This window comes from Arthrobacter sp. YN, assembly GCF_002224285.1.
Taxonomy (GTDB): Bacteria; Actinomycetota; Actinomycetes; order Actinomycetales; family Micrococcaceae; genus Arthrobacter.
Genome location: NZ_CP022436.1, coordinates 1,727,592 through 1,742,977, shown reverse-complemented (window position 1 = coordinate 1,742,977; position 15,386 = coordinate 1,727,592). Strand labels below are relative to the sequence as shown.

Here is a 15,386-nt window from a genome sequence, read left to right as displayed (position 1 = left end):
AAAAGGAAGGCTCCCCCTGCACGTTGTTCACAGGAGGAGCCTTCCTTTTGGGTAGTGACTTTGTTCGAGCCGGTGCTAGTGGTCTACTGCCTTCTCGGCACCGACGCCGGTCAGCGAGCGCACTTCCATTTCCGCCTGCTTGGCCGGATCTTCGCGCCGCTTGTCCAGAACGGTTCCGAGCCATCCCAGGAAGAAGGCCAACGGGATGGACACGATGCCCGGGTTGCTCAGCGGGAACAGGGCGAAGTTCGCTCCGGGGATCATGGACGTCTTGGCGCCCGACACCACGGGTGAGAACGTGATGAGCAGGATGGCCGCAGCCAAACCGCCATACATGCTCCAGACTGCGCCCTGGGTGGTGAACTTCTTCCAGAACAGGGAGTAGACGATGGTGGGCAGGTTCGCCGAGGCTGCAACTGCGAAGGCGAGCGCCACCAGGAAGGCCACGTTCTGGCCGTTGGCAAAGATGCCGCCCAGGATGGCAAGCACGCCGATCACCAGTACCGTCCGACGGGCCACCTTCACCTCGGTGACTGCATCCGCTTTGCCCTTGGCAATGACATTTGCGTAGATGTCGTGGGCGAAGGATGCAGCCGCCGTGATGGTCAGACCGGCCACCACCGCCAGGATGGTGGCGAAGGCAACCGCCGAAATGAAGCCCAGGAGCAACGGGCCACCCAGGTGGAAGGCCAGCAGAGGTGCGGCAGAGTTGACGCCGCCGGGTGCGGATTTGATGGTTTCCGCCCCCACCAGGGCTGCTGCACCGTAGCCCAGCACCAGGGTGAAGAGGTAGAACAGGCCGATCAGCCAGATCGCCCAGACCACGGACTTGCGGGCTTCCTTGGCTGTCGGGACAGTGTAGAAGCGCATCAGCACGTGCGGCAGTGCGGCTGTACCGAGGACCAGGGCAAGCCCGAGGGACATGAAGTCGAGCTTGGACGTTTCGGTCTTTCCATACTGCAGCCCGGGGTTCAGGATGGCCGGGTTGTTGGCGGCTTCAGCTGCGGAGCCCAGCAGGCTGGACAGGTTGAAACCGTAGATCGCAAGCACCATGGCTGTCATGACCCCTGCACCGGCAATGAGCAGGATGGCTTTGATGATCTGCACCCAGGTGGTGCCCTTCATGCCGCCGATCAGTACGTACATGATCATCAAGGCCCCGACGACGATGATCACCAAGGCCTGACCGCCCCAGTCGCTGATGCCCAGCAGGAGCGAAATCAGGCTGCCTGCTCCTGCCATCTGGGCGAGGAGGTAGAAGAAGCAGACGGCCAAGGTGGAGAGGGCAGCCGCAATCCGGACAGGGCGCTGACGCAAGCGGAAGGACAGAACGTCAGCCATGGTGAACTTGCCGGTGTTGCGGAGCAATTCAGCCACCAGGAGCAAAGCGACGAGCCAGGCGACGAGGAAGCCGATGGAGTACAGGAAGCCGTCGTAGCCGTTGATGGCGATGGCGCCGGTGATGCCGAGGAAGGATGCCGCCGACAGGTAGTCTCCGGCGATGGCCGTGCCGTTCTGCGAACCAGTAAACGATCGGCCTGCTGCGTAGTAATCGGCTGCGGTCTTGTTGTTCCGGCTGGCCCGGAAGACGATCACCATGGTGACCGCCACGAAGAGGGCGAAAATGCCCATGTTGAGCAGGGTGGTGTCTTTCAGCGCTTCGACGTTGACTGCTGCCGGGACCATGGTGTTCATTTGACTCCCCCGCTGATCACATTGCCGTCCTTATCAAATTCATGGCCCTCGATCTCGTTGCGGATTTCAGCAGCGATGGGGTCCAGCTTCCTGTTGGAGTAGCTCACGTACCATGCCGTGATGCCGAAGGTAGTGACGAACTGCAGCAGGCCAAGGATCAGCCCGACGTTGATGTTGCCCCATACTTTGATGGACATGAAGCCCACCGCGTAGTCGGCCAAAAGAACATATGCGAAATACCAGAGCAGGAATACGACTGCCATCGGGAAGACAAAGCTGCGGTGCCGCTTGCGCAGTGTCTTGAACCGTTCCGTCTGTTGAACTTCCTGGAAGTCCACGGACGCTTTTTCGTCCTGGGTTTGGGCCTCATTACCCATGGTTCCTCCTGATTGTGATGTGTCCACACCAGCTCCACACGCCTTGCCAATGTGACTGCAATCACTATCGAACGCCGCCCGGTGCCTGTTCCAGAGCATCGCGCGCTGCCATCGCTCAGCGGTTGCGGTGCTGCGCCAAACGGTGGGATGTGAACCACCTTCCGTGGCATCGGACCGAGGTGGAGGGGCATCCGGCTACGCTGGCCTTATGCCCGACTCCCCGCTGTTCACCGCCGCCGCCATCGCCGTGATCGTGCTGGCCATCGCCGTCGTTGTGGGTGTTGGGCTGAAGGTGATGCGTTCCTTCCGGGACTTGGGCACCGACGCTGAACGGGCCACCTACAACACTTTGCACGCGGCCTCCCGGGCCGGGCAGCATCTCCGTGGCGGCCTCCAACCGGCCGGTGCGGCGAAAGCGAGTAAGCAGCTGCGCGTACTGCTGGGCTGCGATGCCTTGGCCATCACGGACACCGATTCTGTGCTCGCGTGGGACGGTACAGCCGAGGAACTCAGGCCATCGTTGATGCGTCTTGCTGCCGAGGTCCTGGCCACTGGCAGAACCGCGGTGGTACCCGACGCCGGTCATCGGACCACTGGCAAAGCCGAGCATGGAAACCATGACTTCAGTGCCGTGATTGCTCCTATCCGCTCCGGTTCCAGGGTGGTCGGCTCGGTGGCAGCCCTGGCCCCGGCGGCCGGTGCCGGGCTGGTCAGGGCCACCAGCGAGGTGGCCGACTGGATTGCCGCCCAGCTGGAACTGACGGAACTCGAAGCCTCCCGAACCTTGCTGATGGAGGCTGAGGTCAGGGCGCTGCGTGCCCAAATCAGCCCGCATTTCATCTACAACTCCCTCAATGCCATCGCCTCGTTCATCAACACCGACCCCGCCCGGGCCCGGGAGTTGGTGGTGGAGTTCGCCGACTTCACCCGGTACTCCTTCCGGCGCCACGGCGACTTCACCACTTTGGCCGAGGAACTGCGCTGCATCGACCGTTATCTTCTGTTGGAACGGGCACGCTTCGGCGAACGCGTCCAGGTGAGCCTGAGGATCGCCCCCGAGGTCCTCAGCACTGTCATCCCGTTCCTCAGCCTGCAACCTTTGGTGGAGAACGCGGTCCGGCACGGGCTTGAAGCCAAGGAGGGTCCGGGCCATATCACCATCTGCGCCAACGACTCCGGTGCGTTCGCTGAAGTAACCATCGAGGACGACGGCGTGGGTATGGACCCTGAGCACCTGCGATCAGTGCTGGCCGGGCACACGGATGGGATCCACGTGGGACTGCGCAACGTGGATGCCCGCTTGCGCCAGGTGTACGGGGACGAGCACGGGCTGGTCATCGACACTGCTCCCGGAGAAGGAACCCTGATCACCATGCGGGTACCCAAATCCCAGCCCGGTCATGACGCCTGAGGTGGCGGTTAGTCTTTAAACATGATCAACGTGCTCGTCGCTGATGACGAACTTCCCGCCGTGGAGGAGCTTGCCTTCCTGCTGGGACGGGATGAACGGATTGGTGCCATCCACCGCGCCTCCTCCGGAGCTGAGGCGCTGCGGACCCTGGAAACGGAGTCCGTCGACGCCGTGTTCCTCGACATCCATATGCCGGCATTGTCTGGCCTGGACATCGCACGGGCCATTGCCCGCAGCAGCCATCCGCCCGCCGTCGTTTTTGTCACCGCTGATGAAGAGTGCGCGCTGGAAGCTTTCGACCTCGCCGCGATCGACTACCTGCTCAAGCCGCTGCGCGCGGAACGGCTGTCCCGTTCCGTGGACCGAATCAGTGACCTGATCAAGGAAGGCACCCCTGCACCGGAGATGATCACTGTGGACCTCGGCAGCACCACCCGCATGATCCGCCGGGACGATGTCACCTACGTCCAGGCCCAGGGCGATTACGCGAGGCTGCACACAGCCGAAGCAAGCTATCTCATCCGGGTTCCCCTCAGCGACCTTGAACAGAAGTGGGCAGAGGCAGGGTTCATCCGGATCCACCGCTCGTACCTGATCGCCCTGAACCACGTCCAGCACCTCAAGTTGTCTGCGACGGGTCCCAGCGTAGCCGTGGCCGGAGCTGAATTGCCCATCAGCCGACGCCACCTGCCCTCTGTCCGGGACAAGCTGCAGTCCACGCGCATCCGGCCGCAGGGATGACGCGCGTCCGGGTGACGGCGCCCCGCCAATTGGCCACCGCGGCTCCCGGCCGGCTGCCCTACCCGCGCGAGGTCGCCGAAGACTCCGACGCCGGCAAGCTCTTCATCCGGTCCCTGATCCGCTCGCAATTGCGCTTGGCGCTGGTGGTGGCCTGTTGCTTCCTGATCATCCTCGTGGTGATCGCATTGTTCCTGGTGTATGGGCCTGGCGTGGCAGAAACACGGATATTCGGCATCCCACTGGACTGGATGGTGCTGGGCGCCGGCATCTACCCGGTGATTGGTTTGAGCGCCTGGCTGTACAACCGCGCGGCGGCCCGCAACGAGGCCCGCTACAGGGACCTGGTGGAGGACAAATGAACCCGGCTGTGGGCCTTTTCGCGTTCCTTGCCGTGTCGCTGGCGACAGCAGTCATCGGCTTCTACGGTCTGCGCATCTCGCGGACAACCGGCGACTTCTACGTGGCCTCGCGAACCGTCCCGCCCTGGTGGAATGCCTCTGCAATCGGCGGCGAGTACCTGTCCGCCGCCAGCTTTCTGGGCGTGGCCGGACTGATCCTGCTCTCGGGAACGGACGCGCTCTGGTTCCCCGTGGGCTACACCGCCGGTTACTTGATGCTGTTGCTCTTTGTCGCCGCTCCCCTCCGTCGTTCAGGCGCCTACACCATTCCCGACTTCACCGAAGCCCGCCTGGATTCGGCGCTGGTCCGCCGCGTGACCAGCCTGGTGGTGGTTGCCGTTGGCTGGCTGTACATCGTCCCGCAACTCCACGGGGCGGCGCTCACCATCCGCATCACCACCGGACTGCCGTCGTGGGTAGGTTCGACGGCGGTTGTTGTGGTGGTGTGCCTCACCGTGGTGGCAGGTGGCATGCGTTCCATCACGTTTGTCCAGGCGTTCCAATATTGGTTGAAACTGACTGCCCTGGCAGTTCCGGTGGTCTTCGTGCTGCTGGTGCTGGCCGGTAACGGAACGGCACCCCAGGCGCCGCTTCCCATCAACCCCACCGGCCAGGCCTCCGCCGGCGCGTACCAGCACATTTCCCTGTTGGTGGCGTTGCTCTTCGGAACCCTGGGCCTGCCCCACGTCCTGGTGCGGTTCTACACCAACCCGGACGGGCAATCCGCCCGCAGAACAACACTCATTGTGCTGGGCCTGCTCTCCGTCTTTTATCTTTTTCCCACCGTGTCCGGCGCGGTGGGACGAATGTTCGCGCCCGAACTCGCACAGTCCGGCCAGGCCGATGCCTTGGTCCTTCTGCTCCCCGGCAAGCTGATAGGGGGCACCGCCGGAGACCTTCTCTCCGCCCTCGTCGTCGCCGGAGCCTTCGCCGCTTTCCTGTCCACCACCTCAGGGTTGGTGGTTTCGCTGTCAGGCGTCATCAGCCAGGACCTCTTCGGCGGAAGCGTCAAGGGCTTCCGCCTCGCAGCGGTGCTGGCCGCCGTCGTGCCGTTGGGCTTTGCCTTGATGACCGACACCCTGGCCCTTGCCGGGAGCGTTGGCCTGGTCTTCGCGTTCACGGCCTCCACCATCTGCCCGGTCCTGCTCCTGGGAATCTGGTGGCGCGGCCTGACCGACGCCGGTGCGATTGCCGGAATGCTGACCGGTGCACTCCTCTGCGGTGGTGCCATGGTGGTGGGTACGCTCATGGGATCAGGAAACGCACCCGCGTGGCTTGCCCAGCCGGCGGCGTGGAGCGTTCCGGCAGCGTTCGCGGTGACGGTGGTCGTTTCCCTTGCAACGAAAAGCCGTGTGCCGGCGTCTGTGAACCGCGTCATGTCGCGGCTGCACGTTCCGGAGCGGCCGGTGGTCACCGAGCGCTAGGCCCGGCCTGTTGTCCGCGCAGCAGCCAGGGTGGACAATGACGCCATGTCCGAGGAACCGGGCGCCTCAAGCCCAGAGCCGCCGGCAAGACCGACGGAGTTGTCACCGAGTGTCCGCGCGCAATTGCTGGCCACCGAACACTGGAGCCTGCTCGCCTCACGCAGTACCACCCAAGGAGAAGTCCTCACCCGCATCAGCATGTTCCTGACCTTCACTTCGGCAAGCCTGTTGAGTGTGGCGCTGGTGGGTAACGCCACACAGTTTTCAGATGCCTTCAGGGCCTTCGCGCTGACCGTCCTCAGTATCGACCTTGTGGTTGGCCTGCTCACTCACGTCCGCGTCATGAGTGTGGGCATGGAGGACCTGATGTACGTCCTGGCGATGAACCGCTTGCGGGCGGCCTACGTCGACATGGATCCCGGCATAAGGCCGTACCTGATGGCCGGCGCCCACGATGACGAAGAAGGCGCCAAAAGGACGTATTACTTCCTGGGCGTTCGGACGGACTTCAGCCAGGTCGCTGGCAGCAGCATGGTCTTCATGGGGTTCGTCAACTCGGCCTTGATCGCCCTGCTGCTGGGATCGGCACTCCTGACAGCCGGGCTTCCCCCCGTGGTGGCAGTCCCCGTGGCCGTCCTGGTCGCCCTGGCCTTCTTCGGCACGTCGCTGGCACGCGGCCACAGACGCTACATGGCAGTGTGGAAGAACAACCCGCCTGTTTCCCCCAGCACTCACTAGCCCGCCCGATGAGCGGGGTGTGGATTAGTCGATGGCCGCCATGAGCTCTACGGCGCGGGCCAGGAAAGCGTCCACCTGGGCTTCTTCGTAGCCTTCATCGCCCTTGGCCGCCCGGAACACGGCCCGGCGGACAGTGTCCACGCTCAGGACCTGGTCGTGCTCAAGGTATCCCACCAGTTCAGCACACAGGGCGTCCACGTCCTGGATGTTGTAGCTGCGCGCCCGCCTACTGGAAGGTCGACGGAACCGCTCGCCATCGGGCCGGTGAAGGCGGCCCCGCAGGATGCCGGAGAGTTTGCCGATCTGGCGCAGCCAGGCTTCTTCGCCCTGCTGGCTGATCAGGTCGTCACGCTCGCGGCGTGCAAATGCATCCTCGAGACGGTCCAGGGCGGCGTCCACGCTATGGGCGTCGTACCCACCTTTGACGGGATCAAAGGCCACGTCCCGCACGTCCACGCTGGCCACCTGGTCAGCGGTACCCACGGGGTTCTCGAACGATGTCCTGGCACGCTGGAGGAACTCGTCAACTTGTTTGGCGTTATAGCCGTACTTGCTGCGCTCCACGCGATCGAACGTTGCGGGAATCTGGCGTCGAATATCCACGGACACTAATTTTCCTTCGTTGATTGTCAGACGCCGCTGAGCAGCGCGAACAGAACATAGGCTACAGGGGCCGCGAACACAATGGAGTCCAGGCGGTCCATGACGCCACCGTGGCCAGGCAGGATACTGCTCATGTCCTTGACGCCCAGTTCACGTTTGACCATGGACTCGGCGAGGTCGCCTGCCGTAGCTGCGGCCACCATGCCAACGGCCAGGAGCAAGCCCACCCACCAGGGCTTGTCGAGGAGGAAGATACAGGCCAGGACGCCAATCAGCATGGCTCCACCCACCGACCCCGCGAAACCCTCCCACGACTTTTTGGGACTGATTTTTGGAGCCATGGGGTGCTTCCCGAAGGACGCCCCAACGATGTACCCAAACGTGTCGTTGGAAACAACCAACAGCAGCATGGACGCAATCTGCCATGCCCCTTCGGGGATCCCGTCCGGCCAAAAGCCCACAGGGGTGGGGCCGCTGGTGGTGTGCAAGGACAGCGACGCGAAGCTGATGAGGAAAGGAATCCACGCCAGGGTGAACACACCGGCGAACACGCTCCGCGGCGCTCCAGCGGCGCTCTCGATGGAGCGCCACAGCAGGACGGCCACGGAACTCGCCGTCATGGTGAACAGCAAACCTTCAAGGCCGCCAAAATAGGCCGATACCGGCATCACCAGGCTGCCAACCATCACGGGGATGATCGGCATCCTGGTGCCCTGGGCTTCGAGGGCCCGGAAAACTTCCCACACACCCAACACAGCAAATGCCGTGGTGAGCAGGACGAATCCCAAGGGGAGGAAAAGCAGTCCGCCCAAAACCGCCAAAAGCATGGAAAGCCCGACGCCGATGGCCGCCGGGAGGTTCCGGCCGGCCTTTGGCGTGGGGTTCGTCCGTACGCGCCTGGCGCGCTGAGGGGTATCGCGTGTCGGGACCCGTCCAGCGGGTGCCGGCTCAGCCTGGTTCATCAGACCTCGAGCAGCTCGGCTTCCTTGCGCTTGAGCAGCTCGTCGATGCTGTCAACGTGCTGCTTGGTCAGGGCGTCGAGCTCCTTCTCAGCGCGGGCACCCTCATCTTCGCCGGCTTCGCCGTCCTTGACGAGCTTGTCCAGGGTGTCCTTTGCCTTGCGGCGGATGCTGCGGATGGAGACCTTGGCATCCTCACCCTTGCCCTTGACAATCTTGACGTACTCCTTGCGACGCTCCTTGGTGAGTTCAGGAATGGTCACGCGGATGACGTTGCCGTCGTTCGAGGGGTTGGCACCAACCTCGGAATCGCTCAACGCCTTCTCAATGTCGCGCAGAGCGGTTTTGTCGTAGGGCGTGATGAGGATGGTCCGGGCGTCGGGAACACCGAAGGAAGCCAACTGCTGGAGCGGCGTGGGGGTGCCGTAGTACTCGACAATCACCTTGTTGTAGAGACCGGGGTTCGCCCGACCCGTACGGATCGTGGCGAAATCGTCCTTGGCTACCTCAACCGCCTTGTCCATCTTTTCGCCGGCTTCGAGCAAGGTCTCTTCGATCACGGGTTTCTCCTCAGAAATAAGTTGCTGCCCTCATGCAGGCCGCAGTGCACAGTAAAGATCCGCCGTGAGAGGCGGAAGGTCCTAGAAATATCCTAGCCCTTGCTAGGGAGTAACCCGGGTTCCCAGCGTCTCGCCGAGGATGGCACGGGTAACGTTGCCCTCGCCTTCCATGCCGAAGACCACCATGGACAGTTTGTTGTCCTTGCACATGGTCATGGCCGTCTGGTCCATGACGCGGATGTCCCGGCGCAGGGCGTCGTCGTAGCTGAGGACATCCAGCTTCTCGGCTGTGGGGTCTTTCTTGGGATCGGCAGTGTAGACGCCATCCACACCGCTCTTGGCCATGAGGACCACGTCGGCATGGACTTCGAGGGCACGCTGGGCTGCCACGGTATCAGTGGAGAAGTAGGGCAGTCCGGCGCCTGCACCGAAGATGACGACGCGGCCCTTCTCCATGTGGCGGATGGCACGGCGGGGAATGTAGGCCTCGGCAACCTGGCCCATCGTGATGGCGCTCTGGACGCGGGTTTCAACGCCTGCCTGCTCCAGGAAGTCCTGCAGGGCCAGGCAGTTCATGACCGTGCCGAGCATGCCCATGTAGTCGGCGCGGGAACGGTCCATGCCGCTCTGCGACAGCTCTGCGCCGCGGAAGAAGTTACCTCCACCTACGACGATTGCCACCTCGACGTCGGAGACAGCTGCGGCGATCTGCTTGGCGATGGCCCGGACGGTTTCAGGATCGACGCCGAGCTTGCCTCCGCCGATGACCTCACCGGAAAGTTTCAGAAGTACACGTCGGCGGGTCTTCTCGGGCTGGATTGCAGTGTTGACGGTTTCCATGGTGCCTCCCGTTGGTGGACTCTGGCTAGATTATCGTGCTGTGGGTCCGCGCAGGTACTACCCGGACGGGTGCATGAAAAAGGGGCGGCCACCGAAGTGACCACCCCTTTTCATGAATTACTAGTTTCCTACGCGGAAACGGGTTACTGCGGTTGCCTTGACGCCGGCTTCTTCGAGGACCTGTGCAACAGTCTTCTTGGAATCCTTGGCGAATGCCTGGTCAACCAGAACTTCGCCCTTGTAGAAGCCCGTAACGCGGCCTTCAACGATCTTCGAAAGAGCAGCTTCGGGCTTGCCTTCAGCCTTGGCGGTCTCTTCGGCGATGCGTCGCTCGGACTCGACCAGTTCGGCCGGAACGTCGTCGCGGGTCAGGTAGTTCGGAGCCATGGCTGCAACGTGGACAGCGATGTCGTGCGCGGCGGTGGCAGCGGCTTCGCCTTCACCGTCAACAGCGAACAGGACGCCGACCTGGGCCGGGAGGTCCTTGGACGTCTTGTGCAGGTAGGCGTCAACCGTGGTTCCCTCAACGCGGGAGATACGACGGACAACAACCTTTTCGCCGAGGACAGCGCCCTCTTCGACAACAACCTCGGACAACGGCTTGCCGTCGACCTCGGTGGCCAGCAGGGTCTCGAGATCGGCTGCGCCGGACTCGACTGCAACGTTGAGGACCTTGTCAGCCAGCTGGATGAACTTGTCAGCCTTGGCAACGAAGTCAGTTTCGCAGTTGACCTCGATCATTACGCCAACGCCGCCGTTGACCTTGGCAGCAACCAGGCCTTCAGCAGTCGAACGGCCTTCGCGCTTGGTAGCGCCCTTGAGGCCCTTGATGCGGATGATCTCGATGGCCTTCTCGGCGTCACCGTTAGCTTCGTCAAGAGCCTTCTTGACGTCCATCATGCCGGCGCCGGTGCGCTCGCGCAGGGCCTTGATGTCAGCAGCAGTGTAGTTCGCCATGTGAACCCCTCTGTCTAGAATTTGTGTGTTTACGGACTGACAGGACGGCCGCCCACCATGTGAGCTGCCATCCTGTCAGTTGCCCCCGATGCTGTTTGCGGCATCAGGGAAGGTCCAGATTTACTTGGCTGCTTCGGCTTCGCCGGCTGCAGCTTCAGTTGCTTCGGGAGCCTCAGCTGCGGGAGCTTCTGCTGCCGGAGCCTCAGCTGCGGGAGCTTCTGCCGCCGGAGCCTCGGTTGCCGCTGCTTCTTCGGCCTTGCTGCCTTCGAGGAGCTCGCGCTCCCACTCAGCCAGCGGCTCTTCCGGAGCCTCGGTGGTGCCCGTTGCGCGCTGGTTGCGGGCGATGAGGCCCTCAGCTACAGCGTCGGCAACAACGCGGGTCAGCAGGTTGACGGAGCGGATGGCGTCGTCGTTACCCGGGATCGGGAAGTCAACTTCGTCGGGATCGCAGTTGGTGTCCAGGATGGCAACAACCGGGATGTTCAGCTTCTTGGCTTCGTCAACAGCAAGGTGTTCCTTCTTGGTGTCAACAACCCACAGAACCGAGGGAGCCTTGGTCAGGTTGCGGATACCACCGAGGTTGGACTCAAGCTTGGTGAGTTCGCGCTTGAGGAGCAGGAGCTCCTTCTTGGTGTAAGCCGAGCCTGCGACGTCGTCGAAGTTGATCTCTTCGAGTTCCTTCATGCGCTGGATGCGCTTGGCGACGGTCTGGAAGTTGGTGAGCATACCGCCCAACCAACGCTGGTTGACGTACGGCTGGCCAACACGGGTAGCCTGCTCGGCAATTGCTTCCTGAGCCTGCTTCTTGGTGCCGACGAACAGGACGGTGCCGCCGTGGGCGACAGTAGCCTTGACGAACTCGTAGGCGCGGTCGATGTAGGACAGCGACTGCTGGAGGTCAATGATGTAGATGCCGTTGCGCTCCGTGAAGATGAATCGCTTCATCTTCGGGTTCCAACGACGGGTCTGGTGTCCAAAGTGGACGCCGCTGTCAAGCAGCTGGCGCATAGTTACGACGGGCATGCCGACGCTCCTTCCGGCAGGTCATTCATGAGAGAGCCCATGGGGCTGCTCTTACCCTGCCAATAGTTGACGGTTGTTTAGCCTTTGCCCGGATGGGCGCGGCTCCTGGCATCCATTGCGCTTCTCATCCGGAGTGAAGCCAAAGGCTTGTCCGGACCGCAAGAGGCACAATCCTCCGCAGCCTGAAGCCACGTGGCTTCGCTGGTGGAGGGCTGGATACGCGTAGTCAGCCTGGGACCCTCACATATCTGAATGAGACATGTTCCTGAACAAGCTTGAGGGCACAGCAAACTGCTCCACCAAGTGTACTACAGCGACCCCACCTGTTTGACCGCCATCGCAGCCCGTTGTCCACATACGAAAGACCGGGGATCGACCCGCCGCGGGCTCCCCGGAAGGCTTGGTCCATGACCCTCGCAAAGTCCTTGACGACCCTGCTGGCTACCGTGGCAATGGCTGCGGGCGCACTTGGCGCATCCGTGCCGGCTGCGCCGGATCCGGCGTCCGCCCGGTGGAGTTGGCCACTCTCCCCCAAACCCGGCGTGCTTCGGATCTTCGATCCCCCGGACAAACCGTGGCTGAGTGGCCATCGGGGCGTGGATGTGGGACCAGCGTCCGACGGCGGAAAGGTCACCGCGCCGTCGGACGGCGTGGTGACCTTTGCCGGCGTCGTGGTGGATCGTCCGGTACTGACCATCGATCACGGCGATGGCCTCAAAAGCAGCTTCGAACCCGTGACCAGCGAACTCAAAGCCGGCGACGTCGTCCGCAAGGGCAAGGCCATAGGGACCGTGGAACCCGGACATTGCGGTGTCAGTACCTGCCTGCATTGGGGTGTTCGCCGGGGCGAGGTCTACCTGAACCCGCTGGGCTTCGTGTCGGACCTGCGCCCGTCAATCCTGCTCCCGCTCTACTGAGTCCCCACCCATCCGGGACACCACCCCGGTCAGCGGACTATTTAGACGATGGCCGAGACGCCCGTGATGGCCCGGCCGGTGACCAGCGTGTTGATCTCGTGCGTGCCTTCGTAGGAGTAAATGGCCTCGGCATCGGAGAAGATCTTGGCCATCCCATAGTCCGTGACGATCCCATTGCCGCCCAGGATGCTGCGGCCCAGGGCGACGCTTTCGCGCATGCGTGCGGTGGTGAAGGCCTTGGCCAAGGCTGACTGCTCGTCCTTGGCTACACCTGCGTCTTCGAGTTGGGCCAGACGGACCATCATGCCCATGGAAGCAACGGTGTTCCCGAGGATCTGGACCAGCTGGTTCTGCACCAACTGGAAAGCCGCCAGCGGCCGTCCGAACTGCTGACGCTCGACGGCGTAGCTGCGGGCGACGTCGAAGGCTGCCATTTGAAGCCCCACTGCCTGCCAAGCGACTGCCAAACGCGTGACTTTGAGGACCTTGTTGGTGTCCCGGAAGCTGTTGCCGTTGGCAAGTTTGAAGAAGTCCGGCACCACCACGTTATCCAGGGTGATGTCCGCGTTCTGGACCGTACGAAGGGAGATCTTGTTCTCGATCTTGCTCGCAGAGAAGCCGGGCAGCGCGGTGTCCACCAAGAACGCCTTCACCTGGTTGTCGGCCACGTCCTTGGCGTAGATGACCACCCAGTCGGAGAAAGTAGCGTTGCCGATCCAGCGCTTGGCGCCGTTGAGGATCCAGGTGTCGCCGTCGCGCTGGGCCGTGGTCCGGGTGCCGCCGGCAACATCAGAGCCGCCCAACGGTTCGGTGAGGCCGAAAGCGCCGATCTTCTTCAGTGAGTAGATATCCGGGAGCCAGGCGTCCTTCTGCTCCTGGGAAGCGAGGGCTTCAATGGAGCCGGTGAACAAGCCGTCGTGGACACCCATGAAGGTAGCAATGGAAGCATCCGCCCGGGTCACCTCCGCATGGAGCATTCCGGCGAACAGGTTGGAGTACCCCTGGCGGCGGACAGGGCTGACAAGGTCCAGTTCGCCGAGCTTGGGAATGAGATCCATGGGGAACTCGCCACGGTTCCAGCAATCCACGGCGATTGGTTTGACCTCGCGGGCCAGGAATTCGCGGACCTCGGCCAGGCGATCCTGCTCTTTGCCTGTCAGCATCTGCTCAAAGGCATAGAAGTCGCCGTCGGCATACGGAAGGTTGGTGGCGTCGAATGCAGCGTTGGACATGTTCGCTCCTTCAAGGGTGGTCACCTGCGACCAAGACTAAGTTACTGAGGAGTAACTTACCGCACCCAGGGGGAACGCAAAAGAGCCGTGGCCGACAATCATGGATTGTCGGCCACGGCTCTTGCGTGAAATGTAGGGCTACTCGGACTTGAACCGAGGACCTTAGGATTATGAGTCCCGCGCTCTAACCAGCTGAGCTATAGCCCCGTGACGCCCGGAAGAGCCACCGCAAAGCAGCAGTTCCGGGCAAAGCACTCCAGCAATTCTAGTAGGTGCCGGGGAGTGCTTTTGTCACACCACCATGTCCTCATAGGAAGCCCCGCGGTAGAGGTCCTCGAACGTCTGGAGCGTGCCGTTGATGCTGTGGGGCTCCACCATCTCGCGGCTCAGCTTGCCCATGGCTTCCAGCTCATGCTTGGGAAGCTCCACCAGCTGGGTGATCTTGGCTGCCAGTTCATCACTGTTGTTCGGCGTGAAGAGATAGCCGTTCTCACCATCACGGACCAGATGCGGCAGGGCCATGGCGTTGGCCAGCAGCACCGGAGTGGAAGCAGACATGGCTTCCAGGGTCACCAGTGACTGGAGCTCGGCTGTTCCGGGCATGCAGAAAATGTCGGCCTTGATGTAGGCCTCGCGCAAGTCTTCGTCGCTAGCGAGTCCGAGGAACCTGACCCTGTCGCCCAGCCCCAGCTTCGCTACCTGCGCCTCAAGGGCAGGCCGGACTTCGCCGCCCCCAACAATCTCCAGGTGCACGTTCAACGCCGGGGACGTCTTGGCCACGGCGTCGATCAGGACGTTGACATGCTTTTCTTCGGCCAGACGTCCGGCAAACAGCACCGTGGGGTTGGCATGCGGCTCGATGGTCTCACCGGGCTGGAGTTCATAAGCCGAGGAATCAATGCCGTTGGAGAGCGGCAGGACCTTACGCAGGAACGCGTGCTGGTGCATGGCCTTGGCAGCGAGTGGAGTGGGCGTGGTGACCACATCGGCCTGGCTCATCACCTTGCCCATGTCCTTCCAGGAGATGCGGCCAACGATGTCCTTGAACCACTGCGGGAACGGCAGGAAGGGATTCAGGTTTTCCGGCATGAAGTGGTTGGTGGCAACAACCCGGATGCCACGCTTCACGGCCTCGTACAGGACCTGCTCGCCAATCATGTAATGGCTTTGGATGTGGACGACGTCCGGTTGGACTTTGTCGAACAGCAGGCTGATTTCCTTCTTGATTTCCCACGGGAAGCAAATGCGGAAGTACTCATGGGTGAAAACGCCATGGGAACGGAGCCGGTGAACAGTAGCTTCGTCGCGGAACTCCGTAAAGCTCTTGCCCGTGTCCGGACGGCAGGCCAACACGTGGACGTTGTGTCCTCGTGCCGTCATTCCCTTGGCCAGGCGGTAGCCAAACTGCGCGGCACCGTTGACATGCGGCGGGTAAGTATCCGCAGCAATCAGAAGAGTGAGGGGCTTGTTGGTGTCGGGAATGGTCACGTGGAGAACTCCTGATGTTCACG

Annotated in this window: 16 protein-coding genes and 1 tRNA gene; 6 read left to right on the top strand and 11 right to left on the bottom strand. The window is 62.4% G+C overall.

All coding sequences use genetic code 11. The features are described from left to right. Window positions 1-75 precede the first annotated feature (75 nt). Window positions 76-1,695: a solute symporter family protein gene (locus tag CGK93_RS07840; RefSeq protein ID WP_089594339.1), complete on the bottom strand. Its 1,620-nt coding sequence runs from the start codon at window positions 1,693-1,695 to the stop codon at window positions 76-78. After that, window positions 1,692-2,072: a DUF485 domain-containing protein gene (locus tag CGK93_RS07835; RefSeq protein ID WP_089594338.1), complete on the bottom strand. Its 381-nt coding sequence runs from the start codon at window positions 2,070-2,072 to the stop codon at window positions 1,692-1,694. The genes CGK93_RS07840 and CGK93_RS07835 overlap by 4 nt, the downstream gene beginning before the upstream one ends. Before the next feature lie 208 nt (window positions 2,073-2,280). On the opposite strand from CGK93_RS07835, the gene CGK93_RS07830 reads away from it, so the two are divergent. From CGK93_RS07830 to CGK93_RS07810, 5 genes are read left to right on the top strand one after another with little or no spacing between them, the layout of a single operon-like run. After that, window positions 2,281-3,483, top strand: coding sequence for a sensor histidine kinase (locus tag CGK93_RS07830; protein ID WP_089594337.1), 1,203 nt, complete (start codon window positions 2,281-2,283; stop codon window positions 3,481-3,483). 21 nt (window positions 3,484-3,504) lie between these two features. After that, window positions 3,505-4,224 (top strand): LytR/AlgR family response regulator transcription factor, encoded by a 720-nt coding sequence (locus tag CGK93_RS07825; protein WP_089594336.1) that lies wholly within the window; start codon window positions 3,505-3,507, stop codon window positions 4,222-4,224. Further along, a complete protein-coding gene (locus tag CGK93_RS07820; protein ID WP_089594335.1) occupies window positions 4,221-4,583 on the top strand; it encodes a hypothetical protein in 363 nt (120 codons plus the stop codon). The genes CGK93_RS07825 and CGK93_RS07820 overlap by 4 nt, the downstream gene beginning before the upstream one ends. Beyond that, window positions 4,580-6,046 (top strand): sodium/solute symporter, encoded by a 1,467-nt coding sequence (locus CGK93_RS07815; protein WP_089594334.1) that lies wholly within the window; start codon window positions 4,580-4,582, stop codon window positions 6,044-6,046. Before CGK93_RS07820 ends, CGK93_RS07815 begins: the two co-directional genes overlap by 4 nt. Before the next feature lie 45 nt (window positions 6,047-6,091). Continuing rightward, window positions 6,092-6,784, top strand: coding sequence for a hypothetical protein (locus CGK93_RS07810; RefSeq protein ID WP_089594333.1), 693 nt, complete (start codon window positions 6,092-6,094; stop codon window positions 6,782-6,784). Between the two features lie 24 nt (window positions 6,785-6,808). Here the strand turns inward: CGK93_RS07810 and CGK93_RS07805 are convergent, their stop codons facing one another. The 6 genes from CGK93_RS07805 to rpsB form a co-directional block, all read right to left on the bottom strand. Then, on the bottom strand, window positions 6,809-7,393 hold the full coding sequence (locus CGK93_RS07805) for a DivIVA domain-containing protein (RefSeq protein WP_089594332.1): 585 nt from the start codon (window positions 7,391-7,393) through the stop codon (window positions 6,809-6,811). A gap of 20 nt (window positions 7,394-7,413) precedes the next feature. Beyond that, a complete protein-coding gene (locus CGK93_RS07800) occupies window positions 7,414-8,349 on the bottom strand; it encodes a phosphatidate cytidylyltransferase (RefSeq protein WP_089594331.1) in 936 nt (311 codons plus the stop codon). Next, the gene (gene frr, locus CGK93_RS07795; protein WP_026541491.1) at window positions 8,349-8,906 is read right to left on the bottom strand and encodes a ribosome recycling factor; all 558 of its coding nucleotides are present in this window, start codon (window positions 8,904-8,906) and stop codon (window positions 8,349-8,351) included. Before frr ends, CGK93_RS07800 begins: the two co-directional genes overlap by 1 nt. Window positions 8,907-9,008: 102 nt before the next feature. Then, window positions 9,009-9,746: a UMP kinase gene (pyrH, locus tag CGK93_RS07790; RefSeq protein WP_089594330.1), complete on the bottom strand. Its 738-nt coding sequence runs from the start codon at window positions 9,744-9,746 to the stop codon at window positions 9,009-9,011. Window positions 9,747-9,866: 120 nt separating this feature from the next. Further along, window positions 9,867-10,703 (bottom strand): translation elongation factor Ts, encoded by an 837-nt coding sequence (gene tsf, locus CGK93_RS07785; protein ID WP_026541489.1) that lies wholly within the window; start codon window positions 10,701-10,703, stop codon window positions 9,867-9,869. 120 nt (window positions 10,704-10,823) lie between these two features. Further along, complete coding sequence (gene rpsB, locus CGK93_RS07780) at window positions 10,824-11,726, bottom strand: 30S ribosomal protein S2 (protein ID WP_089594329.1); 903 nt, start codon at window positions 11,724-11,726, stop codon at window positions 10,824-10,826. Window positions 11,727-12,133: 407 nt separating this feature from the next. On the opposite strand from rpsB, the gene CGK93_RS07775 reads away from it, so the two are divergent. Beyond that, complete coding sequence (locus CGK93_RS07775; protein WP_089594328.1) at window positions 12,134-12,643, top strand: M23 family metallopeptidase; 510 nt, start codon at window positions 12,134-12,136, stop codon at window positions 12,641-12,643. A gap of 41 nt (window positions 12,644-12,684) precedes the next feature. Here CGK93_RS07775 and CGK93_RS07770 read toward each other — a convergent pair whose 3' ends face one another. From CGK93_RS07770 to CGK93_RS07760, 3 genes are all read right to left on the bottom strand, one after another. Continuing rightward, entirely contained in the window at window positions 12,685-13,875 is a 1,191-nt protein-coding gene (locus CGK93_RS07770; RefSeq protein ID WP_089594327.1) for an acyl-CoA dehydrogenase family protein, read from the bottom strand. Between the two features lie 133 nt (window positions 13,876-14,008). Continuing rightward, window positions 14,009-14,082, bottom strand: a tRNA-Ile gene (locus tag CGK93_RS07765). 84 nt (window positions 14,083-14,166) lie between these two features. Then, window positions 14,167-15,363 carry a glycosyltransferase gene (locus tag CGK93_RS07760; protein WP_089594326.1) on the bottom strand — a complete coding sequence of 399 codons (1,197 nt, stop codon included), beginning with the start codon at window positions 15,361-15,363 and terminating at the stop codon, window positions 14,167-14,169. Window positions 15,364-15,386 lie beyond the last annotated feature (23 nt).

What these genes read in the sequence shown, in the direction of transcription:
- CGK93_RS07840 (WP_089594339.1), bottom strand. Translation starts at nt 1,695, where the DNA reads ATGAACACCATGGTCCCGGCAGCAGTCAACGTCGAAGCGCTGAAAGAC.
- CGK93_RS07835 (WP_089594338.1), bottom strand. Translation starts at nt 2,072, where the DNA reads ATGGGTAATGAGGCCCAAACCCAGGACGAAAAAGCGTCCGTGGACTTC.
- CGK93_RS07830 (WP_089594337.1), top strand. Translation starts at nt 2,281, where the DNA reads ATGCCCGACTCCCCGCTGTTCACCGCCGCCGCCATCGCCGTGATCGTG.
- CGK93_RS07825 (WP_089594336.1), top strand. Translation starts at nt 3,505, where the DNA reads ATGATCAACGTGCTCGTCGCTGATGACGAACTTCCCGCCGTGGAGGAG.
- CGK93_RS07820 (WP_089594335.1), top strand. Translation starts at nt 4,221, where the DNA reads ATGACGCGCGTCCGGGTGACGGCGCCCCGCCAATTGGCCACCGCGGCT.
- CGK93_RS07815 (WP_089594334.1), top strand. Translation starts at nt 4,580, where the DNA reads ATGAACCCGGCTGTGGGCCTTTTCGCGTTCCTTGCCGTGTCGCTGGCG.
- CGK93_RS07810 (WP_089594333.1), top strand. Translation starts at nt 6,092, where the DNA reads ATGTCCGAGGAACCGGGCGCCTCAAGCCCAGAGCCGCCGGCAAGACCG.
- CGK93_RS07800 (WP_089594331.1), bottom strand. Translation starts at nt 8,349, where the DNA reads ATGAACCAGGCTGAGCCGGCACCCGCTGGACGGGTCCCGACACGCGAT.
- pyrH (WP_089594330.1), bottom strand. Translation starts at nt 9,746, where the DNA reads ATGGAAACCGTCAACACTGCAATCCAGCCCGAGAAGACCCGCCGACGT.
- tsf (WP_026541489.1), bottom strand. Translation starts at nt 10,703, where the DNA reads ATGGCGAACTACACTGCTGCTGACATCAAGGCCCTGCGCGAGCGCACC.
- rpsB (WP_089594329.1), bottom strand. Translation starts at nt 11,726, where the DNA reads ATGCCCGTCGTAACTATGCGCCAGCTGCTTGACAGCGGCGTCCACTTT.
- CGK93_RS07775 (WP_089594328.1), top strand. Translation starts at nt 12,134, where the DNA reads ATGACCCTCGCAAAGTCCTTGACGACCCTGCTGGCTACCGTGGCAATG.
- CGK93_RS07770 (WP_089594327.1), bottom strand. Translation starts at nt 13,875, where the DNA reads ATGTCCAACGCTGCATTCGACGCCACCAACCTTCCGTATGCCGACGGC.